Genomic DNA, 19,516 nt, shown 5'->3' on the forward strand with positions numbered 1-19,516 from the left:
CAGAGCCAGGCCGCCGCCGGCACACGTTAGACAGTCAAGGAGTACCGTGATGGAACAGTTCAAGATGCGCATCGGCAGCGAGTGGCGCGGTGCGAGCGATGGCCGGACCTTCGAAAGTATCAACCCCTACAACGGCGAAGTCTGGGCGGAGGTGCCGCGCGGCACGGCCGACGATGTCGATACGGCCGTGCGCGCGGCTCATGCTGCATTCAGGAGCGGCCCGTGGGCCACGATGACCGCGAGCCAGCGTGGCATGGCGCTTCACAAGATCGGCGATGCGATCGCCGCGCATGCAGAGGAACTCGCCGATCTGGAAGTCAAGGACAACGGCAAGCTGAAAGCCGAAATGCTGAAGCAGATGCAATATCTGCCGCAATGGTTCTACTACTACGGCGGTCTCGCCGACAAGATCCAGGGCGATGTCACGCCGTTCGATAAAGCCGGAATTTTTCACTACAGCACGTTCGAACCGCTCGGTGTAGTCGCGACGATCGCACCATGGAATTCTCCGCTGCTGCTCGCAGTGTGGAAAATCGCGCCGGCGCTCGCGGCCGGCAATACGGTCGTCATCAAGCCATCCGAATTCTCGTCGGCATCTTCCATCCTGTTTGCAAAGCTCTGCGAAGAGGCGGGCGTGCCGGACGGCGTCGTCAATATCGTGACCGGCTTCGGCAAGGAAGTCGGCGAACCGCTGGTCGGACATCCGCTCGTCGCGCGCGTCGCTTTCACCGGCAGCGAAGGCGGCGGCCGCCATGTCTACGAGAATGCGGCGCGTTCGTTCAAGCGTGTTTCGCTCGAACTGGGCGGCAAGTCGGCCAACATCGTCTTCGAGGATGCCAACCTCGACGATGCCGTGAAAGGCGCCGTCACCGCCATTTTTTCGGCAACCGGCCAAAGCTGCATGGCGGGATCGCGCCTGCTCGTGCATTCGAGCATCCATGACGAGTTCGTCGAACGGCTGGTGAATTTCATGAAGGACGTACGGCTTGGCGATCCGATGTCGCCGGATACGAACATGGGACCCGTATCGACCCAGCCGCAACTCGAAAAGACGCTGTACTACATTGATGTGGCGAAACAGGAAGGCGCACGTCTCGTGTTGGGCGGTCATCGTTCGACACGACCCGGCACGGAGAATGGCCTCTTTGTCGAGCCGACCATTTTCGTCGACGTGCGCAACGACATGCGCATCGCCCAGGAAGAAGTGTTCGGACCGGTCGTGGCCGTCATCAAGTTCGACACGGAAGAGGAAGCGATCGCCATTGCCAACGACAGCAACTATGGTCTCGCCGCCGGCGTCTGGACGCGCGACCTTCGCCGCGCGATGACGGTGCCGAAGCGGCTGGAAGCGGGCAGCGTGTGGGTCAATGCCTATCGCCTCGTCAGCTATCTCGCACCGTTCGGCGGCGTGAAGGCCTCGGGAATCGGCCGCGAAAACGGGATTCGCGCGGTTTATGAATACCTCGAGGCAAAGAGCGTGTTCATCAATCCGACGCCGGGTGTCGACAACCCGTTCGTGCTGGGCTAGGCAGAAGCGACTGGTGATGACGATCGTCGGCGTGATGGCGCGTCGGCGATCGGTCACCGCTTAACCTTCGTGAGCAAGCAGGCGAGTCAAGACTATGCGTTCGACGTGGATACCCTCTCGCGGCCTTGTGATGTTCGCTGGCCGCACCGCGCTGTCGGCTGCGCTCGGCCTGCTCTGCTCCAGCCTGGCTGGCCTTCATGAGCCGCATTGGGCGGCGTGGACAGTCGTCTCGCTGGCGATTCCGGCACGCGGAGACAGTCTGTTGAAATCGCTCGATCGCGCGCTCGGCACGGCTGTCGGTGCGCCCGTCGGCGTGCTGCTGGTACTGGCTGCACACGGCAGCGAGCCGTTGCTGGTCGGCTTGCTGGCGGCATGGCTCGCAGCGTGTGTCTATGCGGGCGTCTCACTGCGCAATTACCGCGCGTATGGTGCCGTGCTGGCGGGTTATAGCGCGGTCATCATCGCGATGTCGTTGCCGGGCGAATCCGCACAGTTGTTCGAGGTCGGCAAGGACCGCTGCTTCGGGGTGCTCATCGGTATTGCATGCGCGTTGCTCGTCATCGTTTTTTCGCGCGACGCTATGCACAGCGGACATGCAACCCGGCGCATCCGGCATGCGATAGGCGCAGCATGCGCGTGGACTGCAGACCGGCTTGCAGGTTTGCCGCGCCCACGGGCCATCGATGGCACGGGTCCGCAACGGCTGCGCCCGCAATTGAGCGATATCCTCGCGCTTGACGGCGCGGTGCTGAGCGCGGCTGCTGAATCGCCGGCGCTGTGGATCCGTGCCGGCCGTCTGCGCGGCGTCGTGTCGGCGCTGCTCAGTTTGCTTGTGGTGTCGCGAGGCATCGAACGGAACCTGGAAGAAGCGACGTCCAAAGGGAATGCAATCAGCGACGAGATCGGGGCGGTCGTTGTCGAAGCATCGCGGTTGCTTATGTCGATCGCTCGCGAACTGCGTGGCGATTGCGCAACCGAACCCGGAAACACGTCCGTCTTTTGCTCGCAGTTGCACGCACTGCGCGTCACGCTTGCATCAATTCAGGCAAAAACTGTCGTCGAACGCCGACGCATCGATCTCGTCTCTGCGCTCCTCGGTGCGACGGAAGGGGCGCTGCGAGTGTCAGCCCGTTTGACAGGGGCCGATGAAAGTCGAAATGACGACACCGAAAGCTATCCCGCGCCCGTCTATACACGCGACCGTACTTACGCGGTAGTCGCTGCGTTACGCGCTGCGATTGCATTGCTGCTCGCTGGAGCGGTCTGGATGAACACCGGCTGGCAAGGCGGGCCGCTGTTCGTCGCATTCACGGCTATCGCGATAGCCCTCTTCGCGATCCGGCCCAACCCGCGACATACGGCAGTTCACTTTCTGGCTTCGGGCGCAGTGGGCGCGGGCGCTGCGCTGTTGTTCTGCGTAACGGTTGCGCCGCACATTGCGCATCCTGCGGGCTTTGCGCTCGCGGAAGGCTGCGTCGTTTTTCTGGCCATTGTGCTGTCGTCTCAGCTTTCGAATAGTTTCTGGGCGTCGGGTTTCTGTCTAGTGTTCCTTGTCGTGTCCGATCCAGCGGCCATTGCTCATACGACGGCGAGCGCGCTGAGCGGCAATGCGACAGGTGTGATCGCGGGCTCCGCGCTCGCCGCGTTCGCATTCCATCTCGTTCCATCACGTGGACGCGAGAGCCGGTGGCGCAAACGCTGTCTGAAACGGATCGCTGACACAATTCGGACCTTGATTGCTTCGCCCGTCGGGCGGCGAACGGCCGTGACGCATCACGCGTGGCAAAGCCGAAGCATCGACGCGCTCGTGCGGATCGCTTTGCCCGCAGCATCCGCGCAGGAAGTGGATGAATGCATGTCGTGGATCGAGATAGGAGCGGAACTGCTCGAACTACACAATGCTTCGCACACCGATGCCGGACCGCTTTCATCAGACGCGCGAAAGACACTGGGCCAATTGCTCGCGGATCTCAGAGATATCGAGCCTCATGCGTGGCACGCGCGGCTCATCGCTGCCGATGCTGAACTTCATCACACGCAGCACACAGATCAAACAGTACTCGCAATGCGCGCGAGGATTGCTGAAATCGTCTCGTTGCTGAAACACGTAGCTGCAGCGGGAATTGCACCGGCGCAATGAAACGTCCCGAAGCCAGAACAGGGTCAAGCACTTGGAATTTTTTTGTTGTAGATGAACAGGAGATTTGAAATGGCAAGGCAGAATTCAGTCCAGCTCGCCGAGAAGTTTTGGCGTGAAGTGTGGCAATTGCGCAATCCGCACGCGGCAGACCATCTGGTCTCTGACGACTTCACGGTCACCTCGGGCGGAGTCGAGATCAAGTCGCGCGAAACGTTCAAGAAGTGGGTTGCTGCATTCCTCGCCAGCATCGCTGAGTTCAAGTTCGATGTGATCGAGACGTTTCAGAACGAAACAGGCGACCGGGTGGTCAGTCGATGGCGGGTTACGGGAAAGAACAACGGCTTCATGGGTTCAGAACCATCGGGCTTACCGATCGACATGACGGGAACGGCGGTCCTGCACGTTGGCGAGGACGGACTGCTGCGGCACAACTGGGTAGAACGTAGTGCGCTGGAAGTTCTACGCAGTGTGGCTACGCGAAATGGCATCGCTGTGCAGGCGGAGCCGACATCAAGCGAGTCAGGCCGATAGGCGTTTGCGCACTGTCGAAAGTCATTCCAACATGTCAGTGCGAAGACACGTAATCGGAATCAGCAAACGCCGGCGGCATCGAAAACGTCTCGCGCATGCGCTTCGTCTCCGCTGCGGGCGTCGCGCCAAATAGACGCTTGAACTCGCGATTGAACTGCGACGCGCTTGTGTAGCCCACAGCGTGACACGCGGCTTCGGCAGTGATGCCTTGACGCAGCATCAACAATCGAGCCTGGTGCAGGCGCGCCGATTTCACATATTGCATAGGCGATGTTTGCGTGATCGCCTTGAAGTGGCTGTGAAATGTCGGCACGCTCATACCCGCGTCGCTCGCAAGCTGCGAGACGTCGAGCGGCTGCGCATAGGTCGCGTGGATGCGGCGCAACGCCTTGCCGATCTTGCCGAACTGCCCTTGCATCGCCAAAGCCGCGCGCATTGCGTTGCCTTGCGCACCCGTCAGTACGCGGAAGTACAGTTCGCGCTTCAACGCCGGCCCGAGGATGGATGCGTCGAGCGGCCGGCTCATCGCTTCCAGAAACCGCAACACGGACATCCGAAGTGCGGGATCCATCGGACTGGACATCATGCTTTGCGGCGTGTACTCGTGAACGGGAGCATGATGACGGTCGATCTCCAGCATCAGTTCGGCCGCCACCGCAAAATCCAGATGCAGGTAAATAGCCAGCAGCGGGCGTTGCGGCGTAGCGTCGGTTTCCATCGTGAACGGCACCGGCATGGCGACGGCGAGATACTGCTGCTCGTCGTACACGTAGACCTGATCGCCGAAATAGCCTCGCTTGGTTCCCTGGCAAACAATCACGATGCCGGGATCATAGAGAACGGGCGTGCGGGACAACGCGCGATCCGACCGCAGAATGCGCACATCCGGCAACGCCGTGAGGTTGTATCCCTCATTGGGCGCGAGCGCTTTCAACAACGCAATCATCGTTTGCTGCCCGTCGATCTTTCTCACCACGCTTCACCGTTGTCATAGGAATAGGCAATAAGTCGAGACTATAAGACCTGAATCGTACAAGTGCGAAAGAATATTATGCAGTCGTCTCTCTTCTCTTTCGAGGTGCGCATGTCATCCGTCAAAACTCTCCTCATTACCGGTGTCAGCAGCGGCTTCGGACGCGCGCTGGCTGAAGAAGCGCTCGCCGCAGGGCACCGCGTGATCGGTACGGTCCGAAGCGAACAGGCAAGGAATACGTTCGAAGCACTGGCGCCAGGCCAATCCGTGGGTCGTGTGCTCGATGTGACCGACTTTGAAGCTATCGACGGCGTCGTCGCCGAAATCGAGGCAACGGTCGGGCCGATCGACGTACTCGTCAACAACGCCGGGTACGGTCACGAGGGCGTGATGGAGGAATCGCCGCTGGACGAGATGCGACGGCAGTTCGACGTCAATGTGTTTGGGGCGGTCGCGATGATGAAGGCCGTGATCCCGGGTATGCGCAAACGGAGGCGCGGCCATATTCTCAACATCACGTCGATGGGCGGCCACATCACGATGCCCGGCATTACCTACTACTGCGGCAGCAAGTTTGCGCTGGAAGGCATCTCCGAGGCGCTCGGCAAGGAAGTCCGGGCCTTGGGCATCTTCGTCACCGCCGTCGCGCCGGGATCGTTCCGGACTGATTGGGCTGGCCGGTCGATGGTCCGGACGCCGCGTTCGATCCCGGACTATGACCCGCTCTTCGATCCAATCAGAAAAGCGCGCGAAGAAAAAAGCGGCAAGCAGTTGGGCGATCCTGCGAAGGCGGCGCGCGCGATGCTATCGGTGATTGATAGCGACAATCCGCCGGCGCATCTGCTGCTGGGCAGTGATGCGCTTGGCCTCGTGCGCGAGAAACTCTCGGCCATCGGCGGGGAAATCGACGCGTGGGAGGCTGTCAGCCGATCGACGGATGGCTAGCGTGTGTCGTCGTGCCGGCTTGCTCGCAAGGTGTCGATCTCACAAGTACTCAACATTCCCGTCGACACTGATCGCCTGCCCAGTAATATTGCCGCCAGCCGGCGACGCAAGGAATAACGTCATCGCAGCAATATCATCGACCGTCACCATCCGGCGCAACGAAATCTTCTTCAGGTACTCGTCGCGCATCGCATCGAACGAAATACCGAGCGCGTCGGCGCGCGCGGCGATCACCTTGCTCATCCGCTCGCCTTCCACCACGCCCGGCAAAATCGCGTTCACACGAATATTGCTCGGGCCCAGTTCGGCCGCCAAAGATTTCATCAATCCCACGATCGCCCATTTCGTCGACGCATACGGCGTTCGAAACGGATAGCCAAGACGTCCCGCCACCGAAGACATTGCGATGATGCTCGCGCAGTCCGACGTCTCCTTCAGAACGGGCACCGCCTTGCGCAGAAAATAGAACTGGCTGTTGAGATTGGTGGACACCGTGCTTTCCCACTGCGCAGGATCGAGATCTTCGACTGCGCCCGTCGGCCCCGCAATGCCCGCGTTGTTGATGAGCACATCGAGTCCGCCGAGCTTCTGCCGCGCATCGTCGATGACGGCATCGACTTGCGCCCGGTCCGACACGTCGGCGATACCCGCGTGAAGGTCAGGCAACCGGGATTTGACGCTAGCGACAGCCGCCGCATTCACGTCGCAGATATAAACCTTCGCCTGCGCCTGTACGAATGCTTCAGCGATTGCCGCGCCAATTCCCGCCGCGCCCGCCGATACGAATACACGCAACCCGGCGCGCGGTTTTAAGAGATCAATGATATTCATGCCGCTACCTCTTCACTATTTGCAAACGGATCACAAGGTCAATCCGCCCGTCGCTTCGATCACTGCGCCGTTGATATAGCTCGCTTCCTCGCTTGCCAGAAACGCGTAAATATTCGCGATCTCTTCGGGCTTGCCGAGCCGGCGCAGCGGCACGTCTTCGCGCATCTTCGCGAGCACGTCCTCAGGAATGGTCTTGAGAATAGGCGTGTCGATGAAGCCAGGCGCAACCGCGTTGACACGGATACCCTTCGGACCCAGCTCGCGACTCCACGTTTTCGTGAAACCGATCACGCCGAACTTGGCCGCTGCATAGTTCGTCTGCCCGTAGTTACCGTAAATGCCCACGACAGAGCTTGCGTTCAGGATGACGCCGGAACCTTGCGCGATCATCGAATCGACGACGGCCTGGGCGGTATGAAAGACACCGCGAAGGTTGACATCGATCACATCTTCGAACTGCTGCAACGTCATCTTCTGCAAGCGCGCATCGCGTGTGATGCCCGCATTGTTCACGACGACGTCGACGCGGCCATATGTGTCGCGCACTTTGGAGACCATCTGATCGACTTGCGCACGTTGCGTAACATCGACGGCGAAAGCGCCCGCCTTCGCACCCGCTTCCCGGCACATATGCGCGACTGTTTCGACAGCATCGAGATTCATGTCGCACGCGATCACGACGGCGCCTTCGCGCGCGAACTTCAATGCGGTTGCTGCACCGATCCCCTGCCCCGCGCCCGTGATGATCGCAACTTTTCCGTTCAACTTCATTGTTGGTTTATTCCTTCCAGAAAACGCAAACCCGACTATGACTTCATCTGTGCGGCCGGCTCGCGCGACGACTCTACACGATCCTCGCCGCGAATCGCTCTCGCCAGCAACGGCACCAGTGCGAGGCCGAGCACTGCTGCGACCAGGATCACCGTGAAGCCGGCATCGCTTCGGCCGGACGACGTTTCCGCCATTCCGAACAGATACGGTCCAACAAACCCGCCGATCAAACCGATCGTGTTGATGAACGCGAGACCCGCTGCAGCCTGGATGCCTTGCAGACGCTTCATCGCGATGGCCCAATAGGACGGCAACACGCCGCCGCCGAAGAATGCAGTCACCGTAAGCAGGCAGATACGCGCAGCAGGAGTCGTCACCGCGAGATAAACGCAAGCGCCTACGACAAGCCCTGCCGTGAGCACGCCGAGAAACACGCAATCGCTATTCACGCGCCGGTGGATGCGCGGCAGAATCAGCACGCCAAGCAGAAAGCCGAGTCCGACGCTTGCGGCCAGAAAGCCGATCACAAGCGGCGAATCGACATGCATCTGGTGGACGATGGCAGGTGCAAAAAAGTACAGCCCCACGAACGCCACCTGATTCAGAAAATAGATCAAACCGATCAGTACGGTAGTGGGCCGTTTGAGCGCGGCAATCCAGTTTGCGGACGAGTACTCCGCACTTCCATGTACGTCGATGACAGCATGCGCTTCGAGCACGTCGCGCTCGGCCGCCGACAGCCACCGTGCATCTCGCGGCCGCTCCGGCATCGCAAAGAACAGCACGATGCCAACGATCACGCTAGGAATGCCTTCGATCATGAACATCCATTGCCAGCCATGCAGTCCGCCGAATCCATCCAGTTGCATCAGCGCGCCGCCCAGCGGATTGCCGAGCATCAGTGCGAGCGCGGGTGCAATGTAGATCCAGCCGACCACGACAGGCCGGTCATGCGGCGCGAACCACAGCGTCACCATATACATCAGCGCGGGAAAAAGCCCCGCTTCCGCGATGCCTAGCAGAACGCGCAACACATAGAACGATGACGTGCCCTGCACGAACATCATCGCGGTCGACAGGATGCCCCACGTCACCGCGATGCGCGCGATCCAGCGTCGCGGGCCGACACGGTGAGCCGCCAGATTGCTCGGCACTTCGAGCAACGCGTAGCCGAGAAAGAAAATGCCCGAGCCGAAACCGTAGGCGGCGGCACTGATGCCGACATCTGCCGCGAGCTGCATCTTCGCGAGCGCAACATTCGTGCGATCGAGAAAGGACATGAAGTAGATCGCGCACATCAGCGGGATCAGCCTGAGCATCGCCTTGTGCGTGGCAATGCGATGCAGCTGTTCAACGCGATGGTCGATGGAAGTAGTGTCCATGACGTCGTCTCCAATATTTTTTGAACGGGTCTGTTCTTTTGTTAGCGTCAGCCTAGAGCGTTACCTGGTCGGCGCCTTTCAGTCCGAGCATCTTGCGGGCGTCCGTGGGCGTCGCGATCTCAAACGACAGTTCTTCGAGAATGCGGCGGATTTTACGGACCTGTTGCGCGTTGGTCTCCGCCTTCACACCCTTCGAGAGATACACGCTGTCTTCAAGACCCACGCGTACATTGCCGCCCAGGATCGCGCTCATGGTGACGAGGGGCATCTGGTGACGCCCCGCGCCGAGAACCGAGAATTGATAGTTCTCGCGGCCAAACAACCTGTCTGCCGTGGAGCGCATCACGACCATGTTTTCCGGGTCCGTGCCCAACCCGCCCAGAATGCCGAATACCGATTGAATGAAGAACGGCGGCTTAACGAGCCCTTGTTCGACGAAATGCGCAAGGTTGTACAGATGCCCCACGTCATAGCACTCGAATTCGAATCGCGTGCCGTTGTCTCCCAGTTCCAGAAGAATGTTGCGAATGTCCTTAAAGGTATTGCGGAAGATCATGTCTTCCATTCCTTCGACGTAATCCTTCTCCCAGCCATAGCGCCACGACGAAATCTTCGCGGCAACGGGATGAATCGAGAAGTTCATCGAGCCCATGTTCAACGAACACATTTCGGGCTTTGCGAGTCGCGGATACGCGAGACGTTCTTCGAGCGTCATGCGCGTGCTGCCGCCTGTCGTGATGTTGATGACGGCGTCCGTCGCTTCAGCGATTGCGGGCACGAAAGCCTTGAAGATCTCCGGGCTCGGCGTGGGGCGGCCGTCATTGGGATCGCGTGCGTGCAGATGGATGATCGCGGCCCCGGCTTCAGCTGCTTCGATGGCCTGATCCCGGATTTGCGCGGGCGTGATGGGGAGATGTTCGGACATCGACGGCACGTGGGTCGCGCCCGTGATCGCACACGAAATGATGACCTTGCGGCTGGTGTCGCTCATTGGGAAATCCTGATCTGTTCGGCGTGCGCGGCGCTTCGTCCCTGCGCCATGAACGGACGCCGCGCACGCTGTCTCCGAGGTGGTATCGATGCGCTGGCAGTCCGCGGACGCAGCGCTTGTGATACCGATAGTAGTGGGATACGATGGCGCCCGTAAGGTCATTTACGGACACGAGGATGTCTTCGAAGGACATTCTGTGGAGCAACTCTTGGCATCGACTCGCCCCCTGATCAACGAGCGCAGTTACGCGCCGTACAAAATCGCCGCACTGGTTGAAGTGCTCGCGGAGCAAGGCATTGCGCCCCAAGATAGCCTGAAGGGCAGCGGCCTGAGCGTCGATCAACTCAACGACGCGTCGGTGATGACGTCGGTGCGTCAATACGCGATCGTGGCCCGCAACGCGGTGCTGTTATCGACCGATCCGGCCACGCCGTTCAAGACCGGCTCGCGACTGCATTTGTCCGCGTATGGCATGTACGGTTATGCGCTGATGTCGTGTCTTTCGTTGCGTGACTACTTCCGGCTTGGCGTCAAATATCATCGGCTTGCAACGCCGACGGTGACCATTGATTGGACCGAGTATCCGGATCGCGCCGTGTGGTCGTTTCCCGATGCGTTCGTTTCGAGCCCGTCGCGCGAGTTGCGCGAGTTCATCATCGAGCAGCAATTCACGCAGCACGTCACGCATCTTCAGGATGTCGCGGGTCATAGCTGTCCGCCGGTCATGGCGTGTTTTTCTTATCCGGCGCCTGCGCATGCCGATCTTTATCCGCAGTATCTGGGCTGCCCGTGTTTTTTCGATGCGCCGCAGTGCGAGCTTGTTTACGACAGCGCGATACTGAACCAGAAGCCGCAGCTTGCGCATAAGCTGATGGCAACGCTGCTGCAGGATACGTGCGATCGTTTGATCGGGCAGGCAAAGACTTCCGTCGGAACGTCTGGCGAGGTCTATCAGGTTCTCATGAGCACGCCTGGCGTTTTTCCCGGCATGGAAGAAGTGGCAACGCGGCTCAACATGACGAGCCGCACCTTGCGGAGGCATCTCGAAGCGGAAGGAACTTCTTTCGTTGCGATCGTCGATGATGTGCGTTGCTCGCTCGCGCTGGAGTATTTGCAATCGACGAAGATGAGTACCGATGATGTCGCAATGCTTCTAGGGTTTAGCGATGCCGCTAATTTTCGCCGCGCGTTGAAGCGGTGGACGGGGAAAGGGCCGGGGGAGTTGAGGAAGTAGCGGTGCGCGGGCTGTTTGGCGTGGTTTTGTCTGCGACGCTGGGTTGTTTGTGCTTGGCTTTGCGCTGGCATCTGCGTTACGGTCTTTGCGGTGCATGCGTTGGCCGTGTGCGAGGCGGTAGTTGTCTGCGACGGCCGGTTGGTTTGCTTCGGGTTTTACTTGGCATCCGCGTTATGCCTTCGTGCTTCATGCGTCGCCCCTGCGCGGGGCGGCAACTACTTTGTCTGCGACGGCCGGTTGGTTTGCTTCCGGTTTCGCTGGCATCCGTGTATTGCCTTCGTGCTTCACGCGTCGCCCCTGTGCGGGGCGGCACCTACTTTTCTTTGCCGCCGCAAAGAAAAGTAGGCAAAAGAAAGCGGCTCACACCGCTAATTCTTGTGTTTGCCTGAGGGCCCCCAAAGGTTCCTACGCTTCACACGGCAATCACGTGACCCATATTCGTTGCCAACGCTCTTGGGGTGCGCCTCACCCGCTTCACGCACCCGCATTACGGCATGCCGTGCCAGATAGTCCACCGCCGCCCAGGTGGCAAACTGTGTGTAGGCCGTAGCACCTCACACGCCTCACTTCGGACCCGATTGCGCACGCGTTCCACCCTGTAAGAGCGCCAGGCTATACGCCGCGACAACCTACACACAGTTTGCCACCTGGGCGGCGCAAACCATTCGCTGCCACTCGCCCTTGTGCGGGTGTTTGAAGTGGGTGAGGCGCTCATTCGAAGCGTTGGCAACGAACGCGAACAGAAATGCTGCCGTGTGAGGCGTAAGACCCTTTGGGGGCCCTCAGGCAGGAAGAAGAGTTGGCGGTGTTAGCCGCTTTCTTTTGCCTACTTTTCTTTGCGGCGGCAAAGAAAAGTAGGTGCCGCCCCGCACAGGGGCGACGCGTGAAGCAAGCTAACAAATCGCGGATGCCAGCGCAAACACAAGCAAACCAACCGGCCGTCGCAGGCGAAAAAGTCCCGCACCACCCGACTTCCCGTCCTACAAAAACCCTTCCCGAGAAGTCTTCTCGATCGTCACATCATACCGACCGCCCATACCACCGAGCGCCACCGTCGCGCGCTTTGCGCATTCGAGCAAGGCGATCAGCGCACCCGTAATAGTCGACGCCATGTCAAACCGCGCTTTAGGCCCAGACAACGCCAGCGCCCCCACCAACTCTCCCGATGCCCCAAAAACAGGAACCGACACGGACGCCGTTTCAGGATCACGCTCTCCATGGGAAACAGCCCACAACCGCTCACGCACCTCGTCCCAACGAGGATCAAGCGTATCCGTAAACGCCAGCAGGACTTTGCCCGACGCCCCCTTGTCGATCGGAAACTCTTCGCCGACGCGAATCGACACGCGCACTGCACGCGAAGGTTCGACACGGAACAGCACCAGCCTCCGGTCGCCCTGCCGCACATACAAAGACGCGGTCTCCCCGAGGTCCCGGCTCAGTTGCTGAAGAATCGGCTCGATAACCGGCCCCACCTGAAACGAGCGCTGATAGAGCGCCGCAAGCCGCAAGGGCTGCGGCCCAATCGCGTACTGTCCGTCGCTCAGTCTGCGGATGAATCCACCGTGTTCCAGTGCGCCAAGCAGACGCAGTACCGTGCTCTTGTACAGATCGGTGCGACGTGAGAGTTCTGCGAGCGACAACCGGTCATCGGTCGGCCCGAAGGCGTTGAGAATCGCGAACGCGCGATCGAGTACCGCCACACCGCTGGACCCATCGTTTGGGGCGACAGCCTCCGATGGTGACGCTTCCTGCATTTCGCTGGGCACGGCCGTTTCCTTATCAGGTCTTTGCGTTGAATCGACTGTATCGTTCTATCACGCAGAACGCAAGTTTCATAAATCCGCAAATTTCCGGGTTTACCCACCTTAAATTGCCCTGTTTTTGCTCCTATAGTTCTATTTGATAGAACATCATTCCGTCTAACAGAACACTCGAAAGGAGTTTACCTTGAACACTTCCCCCGCTCCCTCGGTCCTTGTCAGCGAAGTGGGCCCGCGCGACGGCCTCCAGAGCATCAGGCGCGTGATGCCGACCGCTGCGAAGCTTCGCTGGATTTCCGCGCTGGCCGCCGCGGGGCTGAAGGAGATCGAGGTCGGCTCTTTCGTGCCGCCAAAACTGCTTCCCCAGATGGCCGACATTCGTGAAGTCGTGGCTCATGCACTCACCATCCCCGGCCTTCACGTCGCCGTGCTTGCGCCAAACCTTCGCGGATCGCAAAGCGCCTTCGAAGCCGGCGTGCATAAGCTCACGTTGCCGGTGTCAGTGACCGACGAGCATTCGATGGCCAACATCCGCAAGACGACCGCACAGATGATCGACGAGGTGCGCGAGATCGTCGCGTTACGCGACGCGCAGTTCCCCGGTGTGCAGATCGAAGCGGGCGTATCTGTCGCGTTCGGTTGCACGATCGCGGGCGCGGTGAGCGACGACCAGACGATGCGGATGTGTGTCGCGATGGCCGCGTGCGGTGTGGACGAAGTGGGCTTGTCCGATACCAGCGGCTATGCAAACCCCGCGCAGGTCCGCCGTCTGTTCCGGCGCTTGCAAACCGAACTTGGCACCAGGGCAGGCGGCGCCCACTTCCACAACACGCGCGGTCAGGGACTGGCGAACGTCGTCGCTGCGCTCGATGCAGGCGTGACAACCATCGACGCGAGCCAGGCGGGTCTGGGCGGCTGTCCCTACGCGCCCGGTGCAACCGGCAACATCGTCACGGAAGACCTTGCCTTCCTGCTCGAAGCAATGGGCTACGACACGGGTATCGACATTGACGCGCTCGTCGCCGCCCGAGCAATTCTCGCGGAAGCGCTGCCGGGCGAAGCGTTGTACGGGCATGTGCCGGACGCGGGGTTGCCGAAGGGATTCGGCTACGCAGATGGGCGTACACCGAGCGCGCCGCAACCGGAAGGATGTTTGCTGGGAGTCGCGCAATGAGTTCGAATCAATCGAATCAATCCCTGCCCTACAGCGGCGTGCGTGTGATCGAAATGACGCACATGGTGATGGGACCGACCTGCGGCATGGTGCTGGCTGACCTTGGCGCGGAAGTGATCAAGGTCGAGCCGATTGCAGGCGACAGCACGCGTTCCCTGCGTGGATCCGGGGCAGGCTTTTTCAGCACGTTCAACCGGAACAAGAAAAGCATTGCCGTAGACGTAAAAGATCCTCGCGGGATTGAAATCGTCCACAAGCTGCTCGCGAGCGCTGACATCTTCAGCGAGAACTTCAAGAGCGGCACGATGGACAGACTCGGGCTCGGATATCCAGCGCTGTCGAAGCTCAATCCGCGTTTGATCTATGTCTCGCACAAGGGCTTTCTTCCCGGTCCGTACGATCATCGGACCGCGCTCGACGAAGTCGTGCAGATGATGGGCGGCCTTGCGTACATGACGGGGCCCGAGGGGCGGCCGCTGCGTGCGGGCACCAGCGTCAACGACATCATGGGCGGCATGTTCGGCGCTATCGGTGCGATGGCGGCACTTGCGCAGCGTGAGCGCACTGGCAGGGGACAGGAAGTCCAGAGCGCACTGTTCGAAAATAACGTGTTCCTCGTCGCGCAGCACATGATGCAGTACGCAGTGACGGGGCAGGCTGCGTCACCGATGCCGAGCCGTATATCCGCATGGGCTGTGTACGACGTCTTTTCCGTCAGGGACGGCGAACAGATTTTTCTGGCGGTCGTGTCGGACACGCAATGGGCCCTGTTCTGCGATGCCTTTGATCTTGCCGAACTGAAGTCAGACGAACGGATTGCCACCAACAATCAACGGGTCCAGGCTCGCGACTGGTTGCTGCCGCGATTGCGCCAGCACATGGAGGCGTTCAGCGCGACGGAGATCAGCGCCATCTTCGAACGTATCGGCTTGCCCTATGCGCCGATTACCAGGCCGCAAGACCTGTTCGACGATCCGCATCTGCTCGCGACGGGCGGGCTCGCCGAAGTGACGTTGCCGCCCGATGCAAGCGGAGCGGGAGAGCCGGTCTCCACGCGCACTGCATTGCTCCCGCTGACGTTAGCAGGTGAGCGGTTGCGGCTTCGCGCAGCGCCGCCCGCGCTCGGGCAGGACACACAGTCGCTGCTATCGCAGCTCGGCTATACCGATGACGAACTCAGACAACTGGTCGATGCCGGTGTCGTCGGATGCCAGAACCGCCCGTCGGGCGACGCGTCGAGTCCTTCGCCCAATGAGCTTGCCAGCGCCTGACGCCTGAAGCCTGACGACGCACCCATCGCGCAGAAACACAGCACCGCGCCGACCGCCTTGCGGTCAGGCCCGGCCAGTGAATTGTCTGGAGACGACAATGACATCCATTTCCTCGAGCGTGACGGCTGACACCCCCGCCAGCCTCGAACAGCAGGCGGTCAGAAAAGCTGCATGGCGCTTTATCCCGCTGCTCGCACTCGCCTACTTTTTCAACTATCTGGATCGTACGAGCGTCGGTTTTGCGGCGCTGACGATGAACCGCGACCTTGGGCTGACTGCAACGCAGTTCGGCTGGGGAGCCGGGATCATGTTTGCCGGCTATTGCCTCTGCGAGGTGCCCAGCAATCTGGCGCTATACCGCTTCGGCGCGCGGCGCTGGCTGGCCCGCATCATGATTACGTGGGGGCTGTTGGCCGCAGCCACGGCGCTCGCCGCCGGACCGACCAGCTTCTACGTGATCCGTCTGCTGCTCGGCATCGGTGAAGCCGGCTTCTTTCCGGGCGTCATATTCTTCCTTGCCGTCTGGTTCCCCGCCAGCTACCGCACCCGTGTGCTTGCATGGTTCACTGTCTCGACTCCGCTGTCTTCGCTCGTCGGCGGTCCGTTGTCGTCGTGGCTGCTTCACATGGATGGCTTACTCGGTTTGGCAGGCTGGAAGTGGATGTTCATCGTCGAAGGTCTCCCGGCGTGCGTGCTCGGATACCTCGTGCTGAAAATGCTTGCGGACAAGCCCGCCGATGCCACATGGCTTTCGCCGGAAGAGCGGCTCGCACTGCAAAGCGCATTCGATCGCGAGGGTTCATCCGGTCAGAAGAAGAAGGATTTTCGCGCGGCGCTCAAGGACGTGCGCGTCTATCTCCTGGCGATGATCTCGTTTGGCTTTACGATGGGCTCTTACGGCATCGGCATCTGGTTGCCCCAGATGCTCAAGGCGCACGGCATGAGCGTGACGCAAACCGGCTGGGTCTCTGCCGTGCCGTATTTCTTTGCCACCATCGCGTTGCTCTGGTGGGCGAAACGGGTCGATCGTCGCGGCGGACATATTGCAAACCTCGCTGCGGGTCTGCTGGTCGGCGCGGTCGCGCTCGGTGTCTCGACATACTTTCATCAACTGTTGCCCGCGATGACCGGCATCACGCTGGCACTGATCGGCACGATTGCTGGCCGCACGATTTTCTACACGCTGCCGGCCCGATTCCTGTCCGGTCAGGCAGCCGCCGGCGGACTCGCGCTGATCAATTCGATCGGCGCACTTGGGGGCTTCGCGGGTCCGTATCTGGTCGGCTATCTGAAGGACAGCTTTGGAACCTACACGGCCGGGATGTTTGGTCTCGCTGTCGTGCTCGGGTTGACGACGTTGCTGACGCTCTCCCTTTATGCCTTCAATCGGGGTGAGCGATGACAGTAACGATTGATTCGCCGATGCGCCGCCAGTTGCTTCGTGCCGCCGCTGCATCGATCGCCATCCCCGTCCTGGCCAAACATGCAATCGCCAACGAAGAGACGCGTCCCATGAATCCGACCAGCAACTATCTGCCCGTTCGATCCGAATGGCTCGCCTCGGGAACGGAAGCGGCGCTTGAACCGGACATGCCGATCATCGACGCGCATCATCATTTCTATGATCGTCCGGGCTGGACCTACCTGCTCGACGAGTACCTTCGCGACGCACAGTCCGGGCATAACATCACGGCGTCCGTGTACATGCAGGCACTCACCCGTTACAGGCAGTCGGGCCCCGATGCATTGAGGCCAGTCGGCGAGGTGGAATACGTGACAGCCGCAACCGCGCCGACGCAGGGCGGCAGGCCACAGGTCGCAAAGGGCATTGTCGGCTATGCCGATCTTCGTCGCGGTGCGGCGGTGCGCGAAGTGCTCGAAGCGCATCTCCAGGCCGGACAGGGACGGTTCAGGGGCGTACGGCATCTCGTGACGTGGGATGCTGACCAGACACTGGTGAATCCTGTCTCGGCGGCGCCACGTGGATTGCTGCTCGACCGGGACTACCGCGCGGGCGTGGCACAGTTGGGGCCGCTGGGTCTGTCGTATGACGCATGGCTTTTTTTCCCGCAACTTCCCGAGTTATTCGACCTTGCGAAGGCTTATCCCGACGTGCCCGTCATCATCAATCATTGCGGCGGCGTCGTGCGGATTGCCAGCTACGAAGATAAGCAGAAAGAGGTGTTCGAAAGCTGGTCCCAGTCCATGCGCAAGCTGGCGCAACTGCCTAACGTCTATGTCAAGGTCGGCGGGCTGGGGATGCGGATCAACGGTTTTGACTTCGAGAAGGGCGAGCGGCCACCGTCGTCAACGCAACTCGCCGAAGCGTGGAAGCCGTGGATGCATACCTGCATCGAACTGTTCGGCGCGAATCGATGCATGTTCGAGAGCAACTTCCCGGTCGACAAGGGCTCGTACCCGTACAGCAACGGCTGGAACGCATTCAAACGATTGACAGCGCAGGCGAGCCACGGCGAGCGCGAAGCGTTGTTCCGGTGTACGGTGAGCAACGTGTATCGCCTTGGCTGATCGTAGCCGCGAGTCGATTCAGACTTTGGCGCGCAGAGCGACTACGGCGTACCTGACGAAGGCCCGCCGTCCCGCACCGCGACGGGAAGACGGGCGACGAACACCCAATCCATATAGGTTTTCGCGTCGTTGAACCCGCGAAATTCGCCTGGAAAATGCGCGATCTGAATGGGTCGCGCATGAGACACGCTATGAACGCCGACGATGGTCTGTCCATCCGGCGATCTGACTAACTCCCAGTCGGCCTTGCCCGTCATCGGGTCCGCATACAGCTTGCGCAGGTGCCGCACGACGTTGGGATAACGCGGGTCGCGCACGAGGTCGTCGAGCGTGCGCGGCTGGTTCGGCTGACCCACGGGCGTCGCCAATGCATAGCTCAGCAACGCGCGCTGAAACTCGCCGCCGACGAACAGCAGTTCCTGTTCGGCCACGCGCCGCTGATAGACGGCACCAAGCTGCGCCGTAGCGGCAGCCGCCACGCCGATGATCGAGATCAGGATCAGCAGCGCGAGATACGCGTAACCCTGTTGCGCATTGCGCCGCCTGCGAACTCTTCCCCTTCGCATCGCTATTGCGCCTCGTATGGCTTGCCGTTGCTATCCGCGCCCTGCGCGCCGCTTTTGATGTCGTAGACCTTGCCGGGAAACGGCTCGTCGGGCGGCACGATGTGCCAGGTCGTCGCGCTGTCGGTGATGGGATCGATGGGCAGCGAACGCAAATAGTGTTTCTCGACGAGTTCTTCCAGCGAGTCCGGATAACGCCCGGCATCGCCATAAAACCGGTCGATCGCATCGCGCGTCGCGAGCAGATTCTGCGCGAGGATCTTTTCTTTCGATGCGTCTATCGAATGGAAGTAGTTCGGCAACGCGATCGTGAGCATCAGCGCGATCACCGACAGCACGATCAGGAGTTCGATCAGCGTAAAGCCTCTCGCGATACGCACGCGTGCGGTCATCGACGTCACCATTTGCGGTAGGCGATGCCATTGAGTCCGATGCCCGTGGAAGTCGAATAGACGTCGTACACGTCGTCGCCTTCCTGCGGATCATCGGCTTCGCTCGCGTAGGCGCGCTTGCCCCACGTGGCCGCGTCGCCGAGTTGCGCGTCGGGGTTCATCGGATCGCGCGGAATGCGGCGCAGGAAGTACAGCTTGTGTCCTTTCGGATCGGTCTGGTCTTTCACGCCGTCGACGAGTACATCGAGGCCCGTCGGATAGCCCGTCGCGCCCGCCTCTTTGGCGATGCGCCCTTCCTTGCTCGCGGACTTGTACGCATCGATGGCGTTGCGAATTTCGTGCAGCGCGACGCGCAGTTCCTGCTCGCGCTCGCGTTGACGCATGACTTGCGCAACGGGCACCGTCATGCAGGCGAGCACGCCGAGAATCGCAAGCGTGACGAGCAGCTCGATCAGCGTGAAGCCGCCCGTTGCCTTCCGACGTGCTGTCATACGCGCG

Annotated in this window: 18 protein-coding genes; 9 read left to right on the plus strand and 9 right to left on the minus strand. The window is 60.6% G+C overall.

Annotated features, from left to right (window positions below):
• Positions 1-49 precede the first annotated feature (49 nt).
• The 3 genes from C2L65_RS40160 (at position 50) to C2L65_RS40170 (ending at position 4,199) form a co-directional block, all read left to right on the plus strand.
• The gene (locus tag C2L65_RS40160) at positions 50-1,528 is read left to right on the plus strand and encodes an aldehyde dehydrogenase (RefSeq protein WP_042305341.1); all 1,479 of its coding nucleotides are present in this window, start codon (positions 50-52) and stop codon (positions 1,526-1,528) included.
• A gap of 94 nt (positions 1,529-1,622) precedes the next feature.
• On the plus strand, positions 1,623-3,668 hold the full coding sequence (locus C2L65_RS40165) for an FUSC family protein (RefSeq protein ID WP_042305342.1): 2,046 nt from the start codon (positions 1,623-1,625) through the stop codon (positions 3,666-3,668).
• A 69-nt stretch (positions 3,669-3,737) separates the two neighbouring features.
• Positions 3,738-4,199, plus strand: a complete 462-nt coding sequence (locus C2L65_RS40170; RefSeq protein ID WP_042305343.1) for an ester cyclase — start codon at positions 3,738-3,740, stop codon at positions 4,197-4,199.
• A 34-nt stretch (positions 4,200-4,233) separates the two neighbouring features.
• On the opposite strand, the gene C2L65_RS40175 is transcribed toward C2L65_RS40170, so the two are convergent.
• The gene (locus C2L65_RS40175) at positions 4,234-5,145 is read right to left on the minus strand and encodes an AraC family transcriptional regulator (protein ID WP_042305377.1); all 912 of its coding nucleotides are present in this window, start codon (positions 5,143-5,145) and stop codon (positions 4,234-4,236) included.
• Positions 5,146-5,283: 138 nt separating this feature from the next.
• Between C2L65_RS40175 and C2L65_RS40180 the strand changes: the two genes are divergently transcribed.
• Entirely contained in the window at positions 5,284-6,117 is an 834-nt protein-coding gene (locus tag C2L65_RS40180) for an oxidoreductase (protein ID WP_042305378.1), read from the plus strand.
• Positions 6,118-6,156: 39 nt separating this feature from the next.
• Here the strand turns inward: C2L65_RS40180 and C2L65_RS40185 are convergent, their stop codons facing one another.
• Genes C2L65_RS40185 through kce form a run of 4 tightly spaced genes read right to left on the minus strand, consistent with a single transcriptional unit; the run spans position 6,157 to position 10,092 of the window.
• On the minus strand, positions 6,157-6,948 hold the full coding sequence (locus tag C2L65_RS40185; protein ID WP_042305344.1) for an SDR family oxidoreductase: 792 nt from the start codon (positions 6,946-6,948) through the stop codon (positions 6,157-6,159).
• 30 nt (positions 6,949-6,978) lie between these two features.
• Complete coding sequence (gene fabG, locus C2L65_RS40190) at positions 6,979-7,719, minus strand: 3-oxoacyl-ACP reductase FabG (RefSeq protein ID WP_042305345.1); 741 nt, start codon at positions 7,717-7,719, stop codon at positions 6,979-6,981.
• Positions 7,720-7,754: 35 nt separating this feature from the next.
• A complete protein-coding gene (locus C2L65_RS40195; RefSeq protein WP_042305346.1) occupies positions 7,755-9,101 on the minus strand; it encodes an MFS transporter in 1,347 nt (448 codons plus the stop codon).
• Positions 9,102-9,153: 52 nt separating this feature from the next.
• A complete protein-coding gene (gene kce, locus C2L65_RS40200; protein WP_042305347.1) occupies positions 9,154-10,092 on the minus strand; it encodes a 3,5-dioxohexanoate:acetyl-CoA acetone transferase in 939 nt (312 codons plus the stop codon).
• Between the two features lie 208 nt (positions 10,093-10,300).
• Between kce and C2L65_RS40205 the strand changes: the two genes are divergently transcribed.
• On the plus strand, positions 10,301-11,326 hold the full coding sequence (locus tag C2L65_RS40205) for an AraC family transcriptional regulator (RefSeq protein WP_042305348.1): 1,026 nt from the start codon (positions 10,301-10,303) through the stop codon (positions 11,324-11,326).
• 980 nt (positions 11,327-12,306) lie between these two features.
• Here C2L65_RS40205 and C2L65_RS40210 read toward each other — a convergent pair.
• Entirely contained in the window at positions 12,307-13,083 is a 777-nt protein-coding gene (locus C2L65_RS40210) for an IclR family transcriptional regulator (protein WP_042313474.1), read from the minus strand.
• A 193-nt stretch (positions 13,084-13,276) separates the two neighbouring features.
• Between C2L65_RS40210 and C2L65_RS40215 the strand changes: the two genes are divergently transcribed.
• The 4 genes from C2L65_RS40215 to C2L65_RS40230 all read left to right on the plus strand — a co-directional run bounded on the left by C2L65_RS40215 (position 13,277) and on the right by C2L65_RS40230 (position 18,063).
• A complete protein-coding gene (locus C2L65_RS40215) occupies positions 13,277-14,263 on the plus strand; it encodes a hydroxymethylglutaryl-CoA lyase (protein WP_042313336.1) in 987 nt (328 codons plus the stop codon).
• Positions 14,260-15,534, plus strand: coding sequence for a CaiB/BaiF CoA transferase family protein (locus C2L65_RS40220; RefSeq protein WP_042313341.1), 1,275 nt, complete (start codon positions 14,260-14,262; stop codon positions 15,532-15,534). Before C2L65_RS40215 ends, C2L65_RS40220 begins: the two co-directional genes overlap by 4 nt.
• 97 nt (positions 15,535-15,631) lie before the next feature.
• Complete coding sequence (locus C2L65_RS40225; RefSeq protein WP_042313343.1) at positions 15,632-16,936, plus strand: MFS transporter; 1,305 nt, start codon at positions 15,632-15,634, stop codon at positions 16,934-16,936.
• A complete protein-coding gene (locus C2L65_RS40230; protein ID WP_042313348.1) occupies positions 16,933-18,063 on the plus strand; it encodes an amidohydrolase family protein in 1,131 nt (376 codons plus the stop codon). Before C2L65_RS40225 ends, C2L65_RS40230 begins: the two co-directional genes overlap by 4 nt.
• Before the next feature lie 41 nt (positions 18,064-18,104).
• Here the strand turns inward: C2L65_RS40230 and C2L65_RS40235 are convergent, their stop codons facing one another.
• The 3 genes from C2L65_RS40235 to C2L65_RS40245 are packed head-to-tail and all read right to left on the minus strand — an operon-like array spanning position 18,105 to position 19,509.
• Positions 18,105-18,629 (minus strand): hypothetical protein, encoded by a 525-nt coding sequence (locus tag C2L65_RS40235; RefSeq protein WP_042313350.1) that lies wholly within the window; start codon positions 18,627-18,629, stop codon positions 18,105-18,107.
• Between the two features lie 2 nt (positions 18,630-18,631).
• Positions 18,632-19,030 carry a type II secretion system protein gene (locus C2L65_RS40240; RefSeq protein WP_042313353.1) on the minus strand — a complete coding sequence of 133 codons (399 nt, stop codon included), beginning with the start codon at positions 19,028-19,030 and terminating at the stop codon, positions 18,632-18,634.
• Positions 19,024-19,509: a type II secretion system protein gene (locus C2L65_RS40245; RefSeq protein WP_229516629.1), complete on the minus strand. Its 486-nt coding sequence runs from the start codon at positions 19,507-19,509 to the stop codon at positions 19,024-19,026. The genes C2L65_RS40240 and C2L65_RS40245 overlap by 7 nt, the downstream gene beginning before the upstream one ends.
• Between the last annotated feature and the right edge of the window lie 7 nt (positions 19,510-19,516).

The organism is Paraburkholderia terrae (assembly GCF_002902925.1).
GTDB classification, from domain to species: Bacteria; Pseudomonadota; Gammaproteobacteria; order Burkholderiales; family Burkholderiaceae; genus Paraburkholderia; species Paraburkholderia terrae.